At 72.7% G+C, this 17530-nt stretch carries 16 protein-coding genes; 11 read left to right on the top strand and 5 right to left on the bottom strand.

The features are described 5' to 3' along the window. The first annotated feature begins 99 nt into the window (after positions 1-99). From CF165_RS44250 to CF165_RS44240, 3 genes are all read left to right on the top strand, one after another. Positions 100-1602, top strand: a complete 1503-nt coding sequence (locus CF165_RS44250; RefSeq protein WP_093953634.1) for a GAF domain-containing sensor histidine kinase — start codon at positions 100-102, stop codon at positions 1600-1602. After that, positions 1599-2258, top strand: a complete 660-nt coding sequence (locus CF165_RS44245) for a response regulator (protein WP_093953587.1) — start codon at positions 1599-1601, stop codon at positions 2256-2258. The genes CF165_RS44250 and CF165_RS44245 overlap by 4 nt, the downstream gene beginning before the upstream one ends. Positions 2259-2367: 109 nt before the next feature. Next, positions 2368-2802, top strand: coding sequence for a hypothetical protein (locus CF165_RS44240; RefSeq protein ID WP_093953586.1), 435 nt, complete (start codon positions 2368-2370; stop codon positions 2800-2802). Positions 2803-2890: 88 nt separating this feature from the next. Here CF165_RS44240 and CF165_RS44235 read toward each other — a convergent pair whose 3' ends face one another. Together CF165_RS44235 and folE are read right to left on the bottom strand one after the other, a co-directional pair. Continuing rightward, positions 2891-4096 (bottom strand): NAD(P)/FAD-dependent oxidoreductase, encoded by a 1206-nt coding sequence (locus CF165_RS44235; protein ID WP_205661165.1) that lies wholly within the window; start codon positions 4094-4096, stop codon positions 2891-2893. Beyond that, a complete protein-coding gene (folE, locus tag CF165_RS44230) occupies positions 4096-4716 on the bottom strand; it encodes a GTP cyclohydrolase I FolE (protein ID WP_093953584.1) in 621 nt (206 codons plus the stop codon). Before folE ends, CF165_RS44235 begins: the two co-directional genes overlap by 1 nt. A gap of 87 nt (positions 4717-4803) precedes the next feature. Here folE and CF165_RS44225 point away from each other — a divergent pair, with 87 nt between their 5' ends. From CF165_RS44225 to CF165_RS44210, 4 genes are all read left to right on the top strand, one after another. Next, positions 4804-5460 (top strand): helix-turn-helix transcriptional regulator, encoded by a 657-nt coding sequence (locus CF165_RS44225; protein WP_205661164.1) that lies wholly within the window; start codon positions 4804-4806, stop codon positions 5458-5460. A 36-nt stretch (positions 5461-5496) separates the two neighbouring features. Then, a complete protein-coding gene (locus CF165_RS44220; RefSeq protein WP_143268825.1) occupies positions 5497-5742 on the top strand; it encodes a hypothetical protein in 246 nt (81 codons plus the stop codon). Positions 5743-5825: 83 nt separating this feature from the next. Then, complete coding sequence (locus CF165_RS44215; protein WP_093953581.1) at positions 5826-6869, top strand: LacI family DNA-binding transcriptional regulator; 1044 nt, start codon at positions 5826-5828, stop codon at positions 6867-6869. A gap of 167 nt (positions 6870-7036) precedes the next feature. Beyond that, a complete protein-coding gene (locus CF165_RS44210) occupies positions 7037-11146 on the top strand; it encodes a beta-galactosidase (protein WP_093953580.1) in 4110 nt (1369 codons plus the stop codon). On the opposite strand, the gene CF165_RS44205 is transcribed toward CF165_RS44210, so the two are convergent. Both CF165_RS44205 and CF165_RS44200 read right to left on the bottom strand, forming a co-directional pair. Beyond that, the gene (locus CF165_RS44205) at positions 11127-11825 is read right to left on the bottom strand and encodes a DUF6008 family protein (protein WP_093953579.1); all 699 of its coding nucleotides are present in this window, start codon (positions 11823-11825) and stop codon (positions 11127-11129) included. The genes CF165_RS44210 and CF165_RS44205 overlap by 20 nt on opposite strands. Before the next feature lie 109 nt (positions 11826-11934). Beyond that, complete coding sequence (locus tag CF165_RS44200) at positions 11935-12564, bottom strand: LysE family transporter (RefSeq protein WP_093953578.1); 630 nt, start codon at positions 12562-12564, stop codon at positions 11935-11937. Between the two features lie 219 nt (positions 12565-12783). On the opposite strand from CF165_RS44200, the gene CF165_RS44195 reads away from it, so the two are divergent. After that, positions 12784-13578 carry an SDR family NAD(P)-dependent oxidoreductase gene (locus CF165_RS44195; RefSeq protein WP_093953577.1) on the top strand — a complete coding sequence of 265 codons (795 nt, stop codon included), beginning with the start codon at positions 12784-12786 and terminating at the stop codon, positions 13576-13578. 6 nt (positions 13579-13584) lie between these two features. Here CF165_RS44195 and CF165_RS44190 read toward each other — a convergent pair whose 3' ends face one another. Next, entirely contained in the window at positions 13585-14607 is a 1023-nt protein-coding gene (locus tag CF165_RS44190) for a right-handed parallel beta-helix repeat-containing protein (protein WP_093953576.1), read from the bottom strand. A gap of 289 nt (positions 14608-14896) precedes the next feature. Between CF165_RS44190 and CF165_RS44185 the strand changes: the two genes are divergently transcribed. The 3 genes from CF165_RS44185 (at position 14897) to CF165_RS44175 (ending at position 17271) form a co-directional block, all read left to right on the top strand. Continuing rightward, positions 14897-15148 (top strand): hypothetical protein, encoded by a 252-nt coding sequence (locus tag CF165_RS44185; protein ID WP_093953575.1) that lies wholly within the window; start codon positions 14897-14899, stop codon positions 15146-15148. 231 nt (positions 15149-15379) lie between these two features. Then, positions 15380-16303: a D-alanyl-D-alanine carboxypeptidase family protein gene (locus tag CF165_RS44180; RefSeq protein WP_093953574.1), complete on the top strand. Its 924-nt coding sequence runs from the start codon at positions 15380-15382 to the stop codon at positions 16301-16303. Continuing rightward, positions 16300-17271: an endonuclease/exonuclease/phosphatase family protein gene (locus CF165_RS44175; protein WP_093953573.1), complete on the top strand. Its 972-nt coding sequence runs from the start codon at positions 16300-16302 to the stop codon at positions 17269-17271. The genes CF165_RS44180 and CF165_RS44175 overlap by 4 nt, the downstream gene beginning before the upstream one ends. The last annotated feature ends 259 nt before the right edge of the window (positions 17272-17530 follow it).

The following is a 17530-nucleotide window of genomic DNA, read 5'->3' as shown; positions in this document are numbered from 1 at the left end:
CGACACGGGCAGTCGCCTGTGGCACTCTTGACGGCCCGGGGCAGGCCCGGGATTCGGCGAACCAGCGGGGTCGAGGAGGACGTGGCGGACGAAATCAGCATGCCGGCGGTCCTCGCGGCGGTGGGCGGCATCGCCCGCGAGCTGGAGCTGCCGGCCCTGCTGCACCGCGCGGTAACGGCGACGTGCGAGCTGCTGGGAGCCCGGCGCGGCCGGCTGGACGTGCCCGAGGGCGGCGTCGCCCGGTACGGCACCGGCGACCCCGGCACCGGCGCGGTCGAGCTGCCGGTCCGCGCGGGCACGCGGACGTTCGGGACCCTCGCGGTCGAGCCCGGCGACGGCGGCGAGTTCGGCCGCCGCGAGCGCGAGGTGCTGGGCGCGCTCACCGCGGCGACCGGGATGGCCGTCGAAAAAGCCCTGCTCGTCGACCAGATGCGCCGCCGCGAACGCTGGCTCGAGGCGTCCTACGACGTCACCAGGGCCCTGCTCGCGGCGGAGGACCTGCACGGCACGCTCCGGCTGGTCGCCGAACGCGCCCGCGTCGTCGCCGGCGGGACCGCGGGCGCGATCGCGCGGCCCGACGGCCCGGAACAGCTGGTGTTCGACGTCGTCGAGCCGCCGGGTGAGGACGCCGACCGGCTCACCGGACTGACCGTGCCGCTCGAGGGCACCGCCACCGGGATGGCGTTCACCTCCCGCCACCCGGTCGTGGTCCGCGACTACGGCGAACGCGTGCAGGAGCAGCAGCGCGACCGGGCCGGGGCGATGCCGGCGATGATCAAGGACCTGGACTCGGCGATCTCCGTGCCGCTGATCGTCGGCGAGGAGACCCTCGGGGTGCTGGTGGTCGCGAAGTTCCGCGACCGGTCGCCGTTCACCGGCTCCGACGTCCAGCTGGCCGAGACGTTCGCCGGGCACGCCGCGCTCGCCGTCGAGTTCTCCCGGGCGCAGGAGGCGCGGCAGCAGCTGGCGGTGTTCTCCGACCGCGACCGGATCGCCCGCGACCTGCACGACCTGGTGATCCAGCGGCTGTTCGCGACCGGGCTCGGGCTGGAGGGGATCAGCAGGCTGATCGCCGACGAAGGGGTCGCGGCGCGCGTCGCCGGGTTCGCCCAGGACCTCGACGGCACGATCCGCGAGATCCGCAACAGCATCTTTTCGCTGCAGGCGCCCGCGCAGGCGCAGGGTAGCCTCCGCGCGGAGCTGCTGCGAGTGGCCGTGGACGCCCGCGACGCGCTGGGCTTCGAACCGCGCGTCGGCTTCGACGGACCGCTGGACGCCGCGGTGCCGGAAGCCGTCCGCTCCGACCTGATCGCGTCCCTGCGCGAAGCGCTGACGAACGTCGCGCGCCACGCCTGGGCGACGTCGTGCTCGGTCGAGGTGACGGTGGACGGGCTCGGCCGCCGGCTGGGCCTGGTGGTGCACGACGACGGGATCGGCCCGCCGCCGGAACGGGACCGGGTGAGCGGGCTCGGCAACCTGGCCGCCCGCGCGGCCCGGTGGGGCGGCACCTGCGTGCTGACCGCCGAGGACGGTGGCGGCGCGCGGCTGGAGTGGACCGCGGAGCTGCCGGCGCGGACCGGCGAACAGCGGAGGGAACGATGACGATCGCGGTGTTCCTGCTGGACGACCACGAGCTGGTCCGGACCGGGCTGAAGACCGTCTTCGAGCCCGAACCGGACATCGAGGTGGTCGGGGAGGCCGGCACGGCGGCCGAGGCGCTGGTCCGCATCCCCCAGGCCCGCCCGGACGTGGCGATCCTCGACGTCCGGCTGCCCGACGGCCAGGGGGTGGAGGTCTGCCGCGACATCCGGTCCACTCTGGACCCGCCGCCCGCGTGCCTGATGCTCACGTCCTACTCGGACGACGAGGCGCTGTTCGGCGCGATCATGGCGGGCGCGGCCGGGTACATGCTGAAGCAGGTCTCCGGCCGGTCCCTGGTGGAGGCCGTCCGCACGGTCGCCGCCGGCGGCTCGCTGCTGGACGTCACGCTCACCGCGTCGGTGATGAACAAGCTGCGCGGCGAGGACGTCCAGGCCCCGGACCCGCGGTACGAGCAGCTCAGCCCGCAGGAGCGGCGGGTGCTCGACCTCGTCGCCGAGGGCCTGACGAACCGGCAGATCGCCGAGCGGCTCTTCCTCGCGGAGAAGACCGTGAAGAACTACGTGTCGTCGGTGCTGCACAAGCTCGGCGTCGAGCGGCGTACCTCGGCGGCGGTGTACATGTCCCAACGGCGCTCCGAACCCGGACGATCGGGCTGACTTTCCGACTGTTCGGGCGAAACGGGTGGGGCGTTCGACGTATCTGGGTGCCGGTGGAGTACACCTATCGGGTGACGCACGGATTGGCGTGCGCGGTGGAGGGGACGGCATGGCGGGGTTGTCGGGCGGGGACTATGTCACGCAGCAGATCCGGGCACTCGCGGAAGCGGTGCGCCGGGAAGGGGCGGGTGGGGTCGGGACGCGCAGCTTCCAGCTGGCGGAGCACCTGGCGGCGGAGGGAGGCGTCCACCGCGGCGACATCCTGACGGCCACGGCGACGCTCCTGGCGATGACGGCGTGGTGCGACGGCGAAGCGGAAGCGGCCAGCCGGTTCGCGGAGCGCGCGGGCGAGCACGACGAGGAGTCCCGCGAGCTGGTGACGCACCTGCTCCGGCTGGAGTCCGGAGCCGACCGCGGCTGGCTGCCGCAGGACCAGGCCGAAGCGTTGCTGGAATACGCACGCCGGGAGCGCCGCGGCGACCTGGCGACCCGGGTGCGCGCGCTCGCCGGCGTGCGGCGTGGCCGTCACCGGCGCGAGGACTGACCGGTCGCGAGCGCGAGCAGGTCGTGAACGACTCGTTCCTGTCATCGGACGGGATGAACGAGTCGTTCACGACCTGCCGCGATCAGGGTCAGCTCTTGAGGGGCTGCGCGGGGTCGGCGAGCCGGTCCGGGTCCACGGTCCGGCCACTGAGGATCAGGTCGCGCACCGCGTCGAGACCCTCGTCCCACTGGTTGACGTGCATTCCCGCCACCACGCGGTCGCCGGCCAGCCAGAACGCGTGGAACGCCTCGCCGTCGCCTCGGGTGACGACGCGGTCGTAGCCGCCGGGCGGGAACCAGCCCGTGAACTCCATGCCCGCGTCGTACTGGTCGGAGAAGAAGTACGGCAGGTCGTCGTAACCGGCGCCGCGGCCGAGCATCGACATCGCCGCCGCCGGGCCGCCGTTGGTGGCCGCCGCCCAGTGCTCGACGCGGATCCGCCGTCCGTAGCGTTCCTGCCACACGCTCGCGACGTCGCCCGCCGCGAACACGTCCGGGTCTTCGGTGCGCAGGGCCGCGTCCACGCGGACGCCGTCGTCGACGGCCAGTCCGGCGTCGGAAGCCAGCTGGGTTTCGGGCCGGGCGCCGATGCCGACCACGACCACGTCGGCCGGGATTTCGCCGTCGTCGGTCAGCACCGCCGAGACCGTGGTGTCCCCGGCGAAGCCCGTCACCCCGGTGCCCAGCCGCAGCTTCACGCCGTGGCGGCGGTGCAGGTCCGCGAAGAGCCCGCCCACTTCCGGCCCCAGCGCGGCGTGCAGCGGCGCCGGGCCCGGCTCGACCACCGTCACCTCGCAGCCGTAGTGCCGGGCGGCCGCGGCGGTCTCCAGGCCGATCCAGCCGGCACCCGTGACGACGACCCGGCCACCCGAGGCCAGCGCCTCGCGCAGACGGTCGGCGTGGGCGAGCCGGCGGAGGTAGTGGACGCCCTTCAGGTCGTTCCCGGGCACCCGCAGCCGCCGTGGCGAGGCGCCCGTGGCCAGCAGCAGCTTCGTGTAGCCGAGGCGTTCCCCGCCGGCCAGCTCGATCTCGTGGGCGGTGCGGTCCAGCGCGGTGACGCGCCGTCCGGTCAGCACCTCGATCTCCTGCTCGGCGTACCACTTCTCGTCGTGGACGAAGACCGACGCCCGGTCGTCCTGGCCGAGCAGGTAGCCCTTCGACAGCGGCGGCCGCTCGTACGGCAGGTCCGGTTCGGCGCCGACGAGGATCACGCGCCCGGTGAACCCTTCGGCTCGCAGGGTTTCGGCGGCCTTCGCGCCGGTCAGGCCGGCGCCGACGATGACGAAGGAGTCCATCACGCGCTCACCCCGGTCAGCGCGAAGAACTCCTGCCGCGTCTTGGGTTCTTCGCGGAGCAGGCCGTGCAGCGACGACGTGACGGTGAGCGCGCCGGTCGCCCGCACCCCGCGCAGCGACATGCACAGGTGCTCGGCTTCGATCACCACGCCGACGCCCTTGGGCTCGAGGTGCTCCTGGAGCCAGTCCGCGACCTGCTTGGTCAGCCGTTCCTGCACCTGCAGGTCGCGCGCGAACAGCTCGACGACGCGGGCGAGCTTCGACAGCCCGAGGATCCGCTCGCCGGGCAGGTAGCCCACGTGCGCGACGCCGCGGAAGGGGAGCAGGTGGTGCTCGCACAGCGACTGCACCGGGATGCTCTTCGCCAGCACGAGCTCGTCGTAGCCCTCGTCGTTCGGGAACGTCGTCAGCTGGAAGTCGCGCGGCCGCAGCATCTCCGCGTACGCCTGGGCCACCCGCCGCGGCGTGTCGCCCAGGTGCTCCGACGCCGGGTCCTTGCCGAGCGCCCGCAGCAGGTCGGCGACCGCGCGCTCGGCGGCGTGCAGGTCGACGGCGTCGCGGTCGTGGACGACACCGAGGTGCCGCAGCGGTACCGGTGCGCTGACGGGATCGACGGTCACGGGGTTCCTCCTTCTAAAATCAAGTCAAGTCGACGTTAGAAGCCCGCGGGGGTTTTCGTCAACAGGGATGTGTTTTAGAATGCTGTGATGCACGAACCCCAGGCGGGCGCGCTCGCCGCGGTCGCGGCCCTCGACGAGCCGACCCGGCGCCGGCTGTACGAGTACGTCGTCCGCCGGCCCGAGCCGGTGAGCCGCGACGACGTGGCGGCCGCCCTCGGCGTGCCCCGCGCGACCGTCGCGTTCCACCTCGACCGCCTGGTGGACGAACGGCTGCTGGCGGTCGGCCACGAACGCCGCACCGGCCGCAGCGGGCCGGGCGCGGGCCGCCCGGCGAAGCTGTACCGCCGGTCCGACCGGCAGGTGAGCGTTTCCCTGCCCGAGCGCCAGTACGAACTGGCCGGTCAGCTCCTGGCATCCGCTGTGGAAGAGGCCGACGAAACCGGCGGCTCGCCCCGGGAGATCCTGGGCAGGCGGGCCCGCGAACGGGGAGCGGAACTCGCCGCCGGCGCACCGGACATCGTCGGCACACTCGAAGAACACGGCTTCGAGCCGCGCGCCGAGGGCGGTGCGGTCCTGCTCGGCAACTGCCCGTTCCACCAGCTCGCCCGTACGCACACGCGGCTGGTGTGCGAGATGAACCTCGGCCTGGTCGAAGGCATGCTCGCCGGCACGGGCGAGCGCGGCCTGCGGGCCCGGCTGGACCCGCACCCGGGTTTCTGCTGCGTCCGCCTCGCCCCGGGCTGAGCCGAACACCACCGGGGCCTTCGGGCAATACCCGGTATGCACAGGCGAAACGCGATGCTGCTGGCTGGGACGAGCGCCGGTCTCGTGGTGGCGATCCTGCTCGTGGCCGCGGCGGTGCGGCCGCCGGAACCGGCCGGGACACCGCCCGTGACCGTGCCTTCGGTGTGGACGAGCGTGGCCACGACGGCGACGTCGGCTCCGCCCGAGACCACAGTGGAGCGCAAGCCGGGGGTGAAGGCGTCCGGCGTTCCGCGGGCGGTCTACACCACTGGCCGGGGGTGACGCGGCGCGGTACGCCCGGTACGCGGCGATTCGGCGGTACGGTCACGGGCGTGGTGAGACGGCACGACGTGGAGGGGGCCAGGGTGGTGGACCGGGCGAAGCCGGGGGAGCAGACGAGGACGGCTCTACCGGGGCCACGGCAGCCGAGCCTGGCCGACGTCGCCGGCCTGGCCGGCGTTTCGCACATGACCGTCTCGCGCGTGGTCAACGAAAGCGGCCCGGTGCGCCCGGAAACCCGCGAGCGGGTCCTCGCCGCCGTGCAGGAGCTGGGGTACCGGCCCAACACCGCCGCGCGGGCGCTGGTCACCGGCCGGTCCGGCACCCTCGGCGTGGTCGCGCTGGAGTCCAATCTGTACGGTCCGGCGAGCACTCTGTACGGCATCGAGAACGCGGCGCGGGAAGCCGGCTACGGCGTGGCGATCTGCAGCGTGACGCGGCCGGGGCGGACGTCGATCGGCGACGCGGTGGAAAGCCTGCGGCGCCAGGCGGTCGAGGGCATCGTCGTGATCGCCCCGCACGTCACGGCCGGGCGGGCCCTCGCCGCGGCTCCCTCGGACATCCCGCTGGTGGCGGTCGGCGGCGGGGAGGCGGCGCCGGTGCCGGTCATCTCGGTCGACCAGTACGACGGTGCCCGCCGCGCCACCGAGCACCTGCTGGGACTCGGCCACCGGACGGTCTGGCACCTCGCCGGGCCGGAGGACTGGCTGGAGGCGCGGGACCGGGAACGCGGCTGGCGGGAGACCCTGGAACGGCGCGGCCTGCGCGTCCCCGCGGTCGTGCGCGGCGACTGGAGCCCGCGTTCGGGCTACGAGGCGGGCCGTGCGCTCGTCGGCAAGCGCGGGCTGAAAGCGGTCTTCTCGGCCAACGACCAGATGGCGCTGGGCCTGCTGCGGGCGTTCACCGAGGCCGGGATCCGGGTGCCGGAGGACGTCCACGTCGCCGGCTTCGACGACGTGCCGGAGGCCGAGTACTTCACCCCGCCGCTGACGACCGTGCGCCAGGACTTCATCGAGGTCGGCCGCCGCACCTTCGGGCTCCTCGAAGAGCGGATGGCCGGCGGGGACGCCCACGCCCGCCACCTCGTTCCGGCCGAGCTCGTCGTCCGCGAGAGCACCACCCCGCGCTGAGCGCGGCCGGTCCGCGGCGGCCCGTCGAGCTGTCTGGTTCCGGACAATGTTAGCGCTAACACGACGTCGGCACTGATCCATCCCGGTGTTGTTTCTTGACCACTCCTGTGTAGTCGGCAAAGGATCCTGTTCGATTCTGGTCCGGCGCTGCTCCAGGAGGTCCCCGCATGCGCTCCGCCCGCCGTGCTCGTCCCCGGGCGCTGTTCGCCGCCCTGTTCGCCGTGCTCTTCGGCCTGGCCGGCGTGGTCGTCCCGCAGGCCGCGGCCGCGGCGCCGGCCCCGAAGCCCGCGCACACCGTCACCTACGACGGCTATTCGTTCCTGGTCGACGGGAACCGCACCTACCTTTGGTCGGGCGAGTTCCACTCCTACCGGCTGCCCAGCCCCGACCTGTGGCTCGACATCTTCCAGAAGATGAAGGCGGCCGGTTTCAACGCGACGTCGCTGTACTTCGACTGGGGCTACCACTCGCCGCGGCAGGGCGTCTACGACTTCACCGGCATCCGGGATCTCGACAAGCTCCTCGACATGGCGCAGCAGGCCGGGCTCTACGTCATCGCGCGGCCCGGTCCGTACATCAACGCCGAGGTCGACGGCGGCGGGTTCCCGACCTGGCTGTCCACCACCCCCGGCCACACCCGCAGCGCCGACCCGGTCTACCTGAAGTACTCCGACGAGTGGCAGACGCAGATCGACCGGATCATCGCGCGTCACCAGTTGACCAACGGCACCGGCAGCGTGCTCGCCTACCAGGTCGAAAACGAGTACTACAACGGCAACGCCGACGGCCGTGCCTACATGAAGCACCTGGAGGACAAGGCCCGCGCCGACGGCATCACCGTCCCGCTGGTCGGCAACAACAACGGCACCTTCAACGCCGGGGACGCCGCGCTCGACGTCGACGCCGCCGACTCCTACCCGCAGGGCTTCGACTGCTCGAACCCGGCGAAGTGGAACGGCGTGCCGGACATCAGCTACGACCACGTCCCCGGCAAGCCGCTGATCACCGCCGAGTTCCAGGGCGGCGCCTTCGACCCGTGGGGCGGCCCGGGCTACGAAAAGTGCGCGCAGCTGATCAACGACCAGTTCGCGAACGTGTTCTACAAGCAGAACATCGCGGTCGGCGCCACCGGCCAGAGCTTCTACATGCTGCACGGCGGCACCTCGTGGGGCTGGAGCGCGATCCCGCAGAACTACACCTCCTACGACTACGGCGCGGCGATCACCGAGGCCCGGCAGTTCGACCCGAAGTACGCCGAAGACAAGCTGATCGGCTACTTCACCCAGTCCGTCGCCCCGCTGACCAAGACCGACGGGCTCGGCTCCGCGCCGCTGACCGACCCCGCCCTCACCGACACCGCGCGGATCAACCCCGACACCCGCACGCAGTTCCACACCCTGCGGCACAGCGACTCGACGTCGACGGCCACGAACACCACCAGCCTCGCGCTCGACCTGGCCGCGCACGCCGGCTACACCTACGACGACCGCGCCGGCGAGGTGGCCTACACCGGCACCTGGAGCCACGTCGGGCCCGAGGTCAACTACACCGGTGGCGACTACCAGCACACCGAGTCGTTCTCGAACGTCACCGGCGACAGCGTGAGCATCCCGTTCACCGGCACCGGCATCCGGTGGGTGACCTCGAAGGACCCGAGCCACGGCATCGCCGACGTCTACCTCGACGACGCGAAGGTCAGCACGGTCGACCTCTACGCGGGGAGCAAGCAGAACCAGGCCACCGGCTACGAGGTGCGCGACCTGCCCGCCGGGGCGCACACGCTGAAGATCGTCGTCACCGGGCAGAAGAACGCGAAGGCGTCCGGCCCGTACGTCGTCGTGGACGCCGTCGACCTGCTCACCGGCAGCTCCGACTACTACCCGGTCGTGCCGCAGCAGCCCGGCACCGGCGTCACGCTCAACGGGCGCCAGTCGAAGATCCTCGTCGCCGGCTACGACCTCGGCCGGACGCGGATGCAGTACTCGACCTCGGAGATCATGACGACCGCGGCCATCGGCGACCGCGACGTCGCCGTCCTCTACGGCGACAAGGGCGGCCCCGGCGAAACCGTCCTGCGGTTCGCGAAGCAGCCGTCGGTGCAGGTCCTCGACGGCGCCGCGACGAGCACGTGGGACGCCGCCCGCGGGGACCTGCGGCTGAACTACACCCACGACGGCCTGACCCGCGTGCTCGTCACCGCCCCCGGCGCGCGGCCGCTGCTCCTGCTGCTCGCGGACAAGGTCACGGCGGCGACGTTCTGGCGCCAGGACACCGCGGCCGGGCCGGTCCTGGTCCGCGGCACCCACCTCGTGCGCACCGCGGCCGACCAGTACGGCATCCTGTCCCTGACCGGCGACACCGGCGCCGACGGCGCGTTCGAGGTCTTCAGCGCCGCGAAGCTGGTGCTGTGGAACGGTTCCTGGGTGCCGACGAGGCCGACGTCGAGCGGCAGCGTCACCGGCGCGGCCCCCACCGCGAAAGCCGTCACGCTGCCCGCGCTGACCGGCTGGAAGCACCAGCAGGAGTCCCCGGAGAGCCAGCCCGGCTTCGACGACTCGGCGTGGCCGGTGGCGGACAAGGAAACCACCAACAGCTCGACGGCGCTGGGCACGAAACCGGTGCTCTTCGCCGACGACTACGGCTTCCACACCGGCAACACCTGGTACCGCGGCCACTTCACCGGTGACGGGAAGCAGACCGGGATCACCCTGTCCAGCCAGAGCGGCGGCCCGGCGGGCGCGTTCTCGGCGTGGCTCAACGGCGTCTTCCTCGGCAGCTCGACCACTCCGCAGCACACCTTCGGCTTCCCTGCCGGCGCGCTGAAGCAGGGGGACAACGAGATCTCCGTGCTGACCGTGAACATGGGCCACGAGGAGGACTACGGCGCCGCCAACGGCAACAAGGCCGCCCGCGGGCTCACCGCCGCCCGGCTCACCGGCACCCCGCTGACGTCGGTGACCTGGCGCCTGCAGGGCGTCCGCGGCGGCGAGACCGGGCTCGACCCGGTGCGCGGCCCGCTCAACACCGGCGGGCTGTACGGCGAGCGCGCGGGCTGGTCCCTGCCCGGGTTCCCCGACCACCGCTGGGCGCCGGCGACACTGCCGGCGAAGGACACCACCCCCGGTGTCTCGTGGTACCGGACGACGGCGGACCTGGACTTGCCGCGCGGCCAGGACACCTCGCTCGGCCTGACGATCACCGACGACCCGGCGCGGCAGTACCGGGCGCTGATCTTCGTCAACGGCTGGCAGCTCGGCCAGTACGTCAACTACCTGGGACCGCAGCACAGCTTCCCGGTCCCGAACGGCATCCTGAATCCCAACGGGCGCAACACGATCGCCGTCGCGGTGTGGAACCTCGACGGCAGCACGGGCGGGCTCGGCAAGATCGAGTGGACGAACTACGGCAGCTACCGCTCGCCGCTGACGGTCCGGCAGAACGCTTCGCCCGGTTACGACCCGGCGCGGTACGCGATGCCGCCGGCGCCGGCGGCGGCCGTCTCCCTCACCGCGCCGGACACGGCCTCGGGCGGGCAGCAGTTCACCGCCTCGGCGACGGTCCGGGTGGCGGCGGGCGCGCCGCCGGCGTTCGACGTCAAGCCCGTGCTCACCGCCCCGGCCGGGTGGACGGTCGGCGCGCCGTCGCCGGCGTCGGTCCCGCGGATCGACGGTGGCGGGTCGGCGACCTTCTCGTGGACCGTCACGCCTCCCTCCACAGTGGACACCGCGGCGCTGAAGGTGGCGGTGGCGTACCGGCAGCCGGGCCGCCCGGGTTCGGTGACCGGGGAACGGATCATCGGCGCGGTGCCCGCGGCGCCGCCCGCCGGGCAGGTGGCGGTCAGCTCGCTGCCGTTCCTGACCGCGACGAACGGCTGGGGCCCGGTCGAACGCGACACGAGCAACGGCGAAGCCGCCGCCGGTGACGGCAAGCCGATGACCATCGGCGGGGTGGCCTACGCGAAGGGCCTCGGCGTCCACGCGGAAAGCGACGTCCAGCTCTACCTGGCCGGGACGTGCACCCGGCTGACGGCTTCGGTCGGCGTCGACGGCGAAACGGGCAACGGCGGCAGCGTCGGCTTCGCCGTCTCGGTGGACGGCACCACGAAGGTCACGACGCCCGTGGTCCGGGGCGGGCAGGCGGCGGTCCCGATCGACGTCGACGTCACCGGGGGTCAGGTCCTGGACCTGCTGGTGACCGACGGCGGCGACGGCAACGGGCAGGACCACGCGGACTGGGCGGTGCCGACGCTGACCTGCGTCACGCCGCCCGCGCGGTGACCGCGGGGACGGGCCGCAGCACGAAGGTGGCGCGGACTTCCCGCCGTTCGCGCCACAGGTGGTACAGCGCGAGCCCGAAGATGATCGAGCCCAGCACGTTCGCGGTGAAGTGCCACCAGACGCGGTAGGTGGTCAGCCCCGGGCCCGGGTCCACGAGACCGAAGAACGTGGACAGCCCGATCGCCCGGGGCGCGCCGAACGCGATGGACAGCGTCAGGACCAGGTGCTCGAGCCCGTGCAGCCCCTGCATCCAGACGCCCATCTTCGCCCAGCGGCGGGTGCGGGTGCTCGTCGCGCGGCGGGTGATCACCATGACGCCCGCGAGCCCGGCGAGGAAGAGGAAGTTGCCGGTCAGGTGCAGCAGTTCCATGCCGAACGTCGGCCGGCCCGGCAGCACCTGCTGCAGGCCGCTCGCCAGGCCGGTGCCCCACGGCGTCATCCAGGCCGGGGAGTCCGGGTGGCCGAGCCAGTACGCGGCCTGGGCGATGTGCTCCTGGAGGTGCCCGAGCTGCCCGAGGACGCCGAAGCCGATCACCGCGACCGAGCCCCGGTACACCCAGGGCCGGACCGGGCCGCGGTTCGCGGCGGCCAGGACGCCCACGGCCGTCCACATGGCCAGTGCCCAGAGCACCAGCAGCACCGCGCCCGCGGTGTCCCACCCCGACATCGGCATCGCCATGGCCGCCTCCCGCGTTCGTCTCCCCGACGCTAACCGCGAACAGGACCGGGAACATCTTCCGGCTTGCGCTCGGGAACCGGACAAACCGTTACGGGACAAGCGTTTCGGCTCACTGCAGGACAAGCCGGACGGCGAGTGCGGTGATCACCGCACTCGACACGAGCGCCGTCACCAGCCGGCCCCGCCGCCCGGTGAGGACCCGTCCGAGCAGGGCCCCGCCGCCGGCGAGGAGGGCTTGCCAGCTCGCCGAGGCGGCGAACGCGGCCAGCACGAACACGCCCTGACCGAGCAGCGGAACGGCGGTGCCGGCGCGGTCGCCGACGACGAGCGCGGTGAAATAGACGACCGTGGCCGGGTTGACCAGCGTGATCCCGAGCAGGCTGAGGTACGCGCGTCCGGGCGCGAGCGGCGTCACCGGCCGCACCGTGGTGGTGCGGTGGGAGCGCACCGCGCGCACGGCGCCGTGGGCCGCGAGCACGATCAGGATCGCCGCCGAAACGAGCCGCAGCGGCCCGGCGAACGGCGCGACGGCCCCCGCGATCGCGGCGCCGCCGAGCACGGCGACCAGCGCGTACACCCCGTCGGCGGTCGCGACGCCGAAGGCCGCGGCGATGCCGGTCCGCAGCGAGGTGCGGGCGGTGAGGGCGACGAGGTACGTCCCGACGGCCCCGACCGGGATCGCGATGCCGTAGCCGGCCAGCAGACCGGCAGCCAGTGCGGCAGTGGGCACGCCGGTCACGGCGCGGAGACTCGTGGCCTCCGCGGACGGCACGGCTGCTGCCGGACCGGCGCGGGGGTCGCGGCGGCGGTCGGCAGGAACGGCGTGCGGTGCGTTGTCATGCGCAGATGGTGTGGCCGGGGTGGCCGCGGTGGCAACCGGATTTCCAGCCGGTGCGCTCCGGTGAGCTGTGCTTGAATCGGCCGGAGGGAGACACCGGAGCGAGAGAGGGCTTTCACGATGCGGGTCGACCTGAGCGGCAAGACGGCCCTGGTCACCGGATCCACCCAGGGCATCGGCGCGGCGATCGCCGCCGGGCTCGCGGCCGCGGGCGCGCGGGTCGCGGTCAACGGCCGGAGCGAAACCGGCGTCCACAAGGCCATCGCCCGGCTGCGCGAGAACGTGCCGGACGCGGACTTCATCCCGGCACCGGGCGACGTCTCGGAAGAGGCAGGCGCGGCCCAGGTGGTCGAAGAGGTGCCGGACGCCGACATCCTCGTCAACAACCTCGGCATCTTCGGTGCCCAGGAGCCCCTCGAGATCACCGACGCGGACTGGCGGCACTACTTCGAGGTCAACGTCCTGGCCGCGGTGCGCCTCACCCGCGCCTACCTGCCCGGGATGACCGAGCGCGGCTGGGGCCGGATCCAGTACATCGCCAGCGACTCCGCGATCGTCATCCCCGCCGAGATGATCCACTATGGAGTGTCGAAGACGGCGTTGCTCGGAGTGTCGCGCGGGTTCGCCAAGCACGCGGCCGGGACCGGCGTCACCGTCAACGCGGTGATCGCCGGGCCGACGCACACCGGCGGCGTCGAGGACTTCGTCCGCGAGCTGGTGGGCACGGAACTGCCGTGGGAGGAAGCCCAGCGCGAGTTCATGAAGCGGCACCGCCCGCAGTCGTTGCTGCAGCGGCTGATCGAGCCCGAGGAGATCGCGCACCTTGTGGTGTACCTGAGCTCCCCGTTCGCCTCGGCGACGACCGGCGCGGCGGTGCGCGTCGACGGCGGGTACGTCGACGCGATCGTGCCCTGAGGACCTTCACGGCGTGACGGGGACGTTCGTCAGCCCCGACCGCGCGTTCGTGACCGTGTTGGACGCGTACACGACGTTCGGGTTCGCCCTGCACTTCGACACGGACGTGATCTTGATCGCGTACGCGCCGACGCCACCGAGGTCGGACTTGTTGTCCCGCCAGACGTTTCCGCAGCCGGTGGCGAACGACGGCGTCGTGCCGGGGTTGTGGGTTTCGTAGCCGTTGGCGAACGTGCCGGGCGGGGTGAACGTGCCCGTGTTGCTTTCGATCGTGTAGCCGGTGCCCTTGACGTCGATCCAGGAGTCCGCCGAGTTCTCGCCGGTGATCCCGCGGCCGTCGAAGGTGTTGCCGCGGATCACCCCGCCGGTGGTTCCTTCCTTGACGTCGATCGCCTCGGCGGCGACGAAGGGGCCGATGTGGTTGCCCAGCACCTGGATGCGGTCGCCGCGGTCGGCGCCGCCGGAGTTGCCGTGGCAGCCCCAGTTCGAGCCGGCCGAGCCGAGGTAGACACCTTCGCCGTAGCCGGGCTGCACCAGGCCGGTGCGGGTGATCGTGGAGTTCCTCAGCACGCTGTCGGCCGACGAGCGGCGGAAGTGGATCGCCTCCTCGTCGACGTGGTGCACGGTGACGCCGTCGATCGTGGTGTGGGGCGAGTCGTCGGCGACGATGCCCTTCTTCGACTCCTGGACGGTGAACCCGGTGAGGGTCCAGTAGGGCGCGCCGAACAGCCACAGGCCGTAGCCGGAGTCCCAGCCCGGAACCGGTGCGGGGCAGTCCGGCGCGTCACCCGACGGACCGTCGTTGATCAGCACGGCGCCCGCCGGGCCCGCGAGGGTGATCGGCTGGGCGGCGGTCCCCGGCTTCGTGGTGACGAACGAGCCGCGGTAGGTCCCGGCCGCGAGCCGGATCGTCCGTCCCGGCACCGCGTTCGCGAGGGCGGTCCGCAGCTGGGCCGCGGTGGAGACGTCGACGACGTCCGTGGTGGCCGGGGGAGTGCCGGCCCGTGCCGGGCCGACGGCCAGGACCATCGCGGAAATGGTTGCGGCAGCGAGGAAAACGGCGTGGCGGAAGGGATTTCGCAGGGACACCGACGGCCTCCGGAAAGCGAGCTGCGGAGGTGTTGCGGCGGACACCCGGACTTTTCCTTTATAGGTCACCACCGGCGCCAGCGTCAACAGGATGAACGGTGATCACGGATGTGAACGGTGGGTGCTCGTGACACTTTCCGGTGACGCGGAGGTGAACAAGATCGGCACGGGGAACTTTCCCGGCAGAAACCCCTGGCAGGCAGGGGGAAGCTAGCGGAAGGAGAGCACGATGAAGATCCGCATCGTTTCCTGGGCGGCGGCCGCCGCGCTCACGGTTTCCGCGGTGGTCGCCGCGGCGGCTCCGGCGTCGGCCGACCCGGTCCCCGGCAGCTCGACCCAGTTCTACGCCTACTGCTCGGTGGACCTGCTCGGGGTGCCGGTCGCCTGCACGCAGACCGACCAGGCGCATTCGTCGCACATCTGCCAGTACCTCGCCACACCGCTCGGCATCGGGCTCGACTGCATCCAGCGCTCGGCGTGAGCGCGGCGGGTCCCGGTGCGGCCGCGCTGTTCGCGGTGTAGTGAATGACTCATTCCTCTCGTCCGACGACAGGAATGAGTCATTCACTACGTCCGGCCGCGCGCCGTTGGTACAGACTTGGGACAGTTCCGGGTCGAGTCCGTCGAACAACGCGGGCGAACCGGCGATCTTCTCCGGCCAAGGTGACCGGTGTGCGCTTCACCGAGCGCGCCCCGCACCCGGAGGAGAACCATGGCCCGTACCCGTATCCCGCCCGTCGCCGGCGGGCTCGCCGCCGCGGTGGCGGTGGCGCTCGCGGCGGCCTGCTGGGTCGCGTTCCCGCCCGAGGTCGCCGGCCGGGCGATCGCCGCCCGCCCGGCCGTCGCGCTGCCCGTGCCGTGGCCGGCCGCCGGCCAGGCCAGCGCCGAGGTCCAGGGGCTGGGCTCGCTCGGCGACCACGGTGAGCAGCGGCCGGTGCCGATCGCCAGCGTCACGAAGGTGATGACCGCCCACGTCGTCCTGAAGGACCACCCGCTGGGCCCGGACGACGCCGGCCCGGAGATCACCGTCGACGAGCAGGCCGAAGCCGAGTCCTCCTCGACCGGGGAGTCGACCGTGCCGGTCCGCGCGGGGCGCCGGATCGGCGAACGGGACCTGCTGGCCCTGATGCTCGTCCCGTCCGGCAACAACATCGCCCGGCTGCTGGCCCGCTGGGACGCCGGGAGCCAGGAAGCGTTCACCGGGAAGATGAACCACGAGGCCGCGGCGCTCGGCATGGCCGGCACCACCTACACCGGCGCCAGCGGCGTCGAGGACTCGACCACGAGCACCGCCGCCGACCAGCTCCGGCTCGCCCGCGAGGTGATGAAGAACCCGGTGATCCGGGCGATCACCGGCACCGCGAACCTGCGGGTCGACGGCGTGCCCGGGACGATCGTCAACACGAACACCCTGCTCGGTCGCGAAGGCGTCATCGGCCTCAAGACCGGCTCGTCGACCGCCGGCGGCGGGGCCCTGATGTGGGCGGCCAAAGCGCGCGACGGCTCGCTCATCCTGGGCGTGGTCCTGCAGCAGAACCCGGGCGGGACCCCGGCGGCCGGCCTGCGGGCCGCGCTGGAGACCAGCGAACGCCTCATCGCCGCGATCCGGCGCGAACTGCCGGCGGCGACCCGATGACCGCGACCACCGAGCCGGTCGTCGTTCCGCCCGTCCCGGACCGCCGGCCCGGGACCTGGCGCCGCGGCCGCGTCGTCGCCGCGTTCGCCGTGCTGACGGCGTTGCTGCTGCTCGCCCACCCGTGGGTGCCCAACTGGCCGGGCAACCTCGGCAGCCTGCTGGAGACGTTCCTGCCCTGGACCGGCCTGCTCGTGCTGCCGCTGCTCGTCGCGGCCCTGGTCCGGCGCTCGGCGCTCGCGCTCGTCTCCCTCCTGCTGCCCGCCCTGGTCTGGGGCGGGTGCTTCGGCGGCAGGCTCTTCGACAAGCGGGCGGCCGGCGGCGACTTCACGATCGTGTCGCACAACGTGAACGACGAGAACCCGGACCCGGTGGGCACCGCGCGGGCCCTGGCCGCCTCGGGCGCACAGGTGATCGCGCTCGAGGAGCTGAAGAAGTCCGAGGTCCCGAAGTACGAGGAAACGCTCGCGGCCGGCTATCCCCACCACTCGGTGCAGGGCACCGTCGGCGTCTGGAGCACGTTCCCGCTGCGCGACACCCGGCCGGTGGCGATCATGCCGTGGACCCGCGCACTGCGGACCACAGTGGACACTCCGAAGGGGCCGGTGGCGGTCTTCGTGGCGCACCTGCCGTCGGTGCGGGTGCGGATCGACGCCGGGTTCACCGCGAACGGCCGCGACGCCGCGGCCGGCCTCCTCGTCGACGCCCTGGACGCGGAACCCGCGCCGCGCACCGTGCTGGTCGGCGACTTCAACGGCACCGCCGACGACCGCGCGCTCGCACCGGTCACCGCGCGCCTGCGCGCGGCCCAGGACGACGCCGGCGACGGTTTCGGCTTCAGCTGGCCCGCCTCGCTGCCGCTGGCCCGGATCGACCAGATCTTCGTCTCCGGAGTGCGGCCGGTGGCGTCCTGGACACTGCCCGCGACCGGCAGCGATCACCTGCCCGTCGCGGCCACCCTGGCGCTCTGACGCCGCGACCCCGCCGGCTGACACGCGGGGTGGTGATCCGAGCCGGGGCGGATCCGCCGTCCGAGTGAACGGAGTCCGCAGGTCATCCGCTCCGCGGAGGGGTGAACATGCGCTTGAACACCGTGGTCACCGGGCTGCCGGTGAATTTCAAACGACGCTCCGCGCAGGTCGCGCCGTCGAATTCGTCGTCGGGGCGTGTGAAGGCCACGTGACTAGACCGTTACGCGGCCCGGTCTTGACCCCGCGGGTGTTATCGCTA

Origin of the sequence: Amycolatopsis vastitatis (genome assembly GCF_002234595.1) — a bacterium.
GTDB lineage: Bacteria > Actinomycetota > Actinomycetes > Mycobacteriales > Pseudonocardiaceae > Amycolatopsis > Amycolatopsis vastitatis.
The sequence above is the reverse complement of the archived record's forward strand: the minus strand, read 5'-3'. Positions and strand labels throughout refer to the sequence as shown.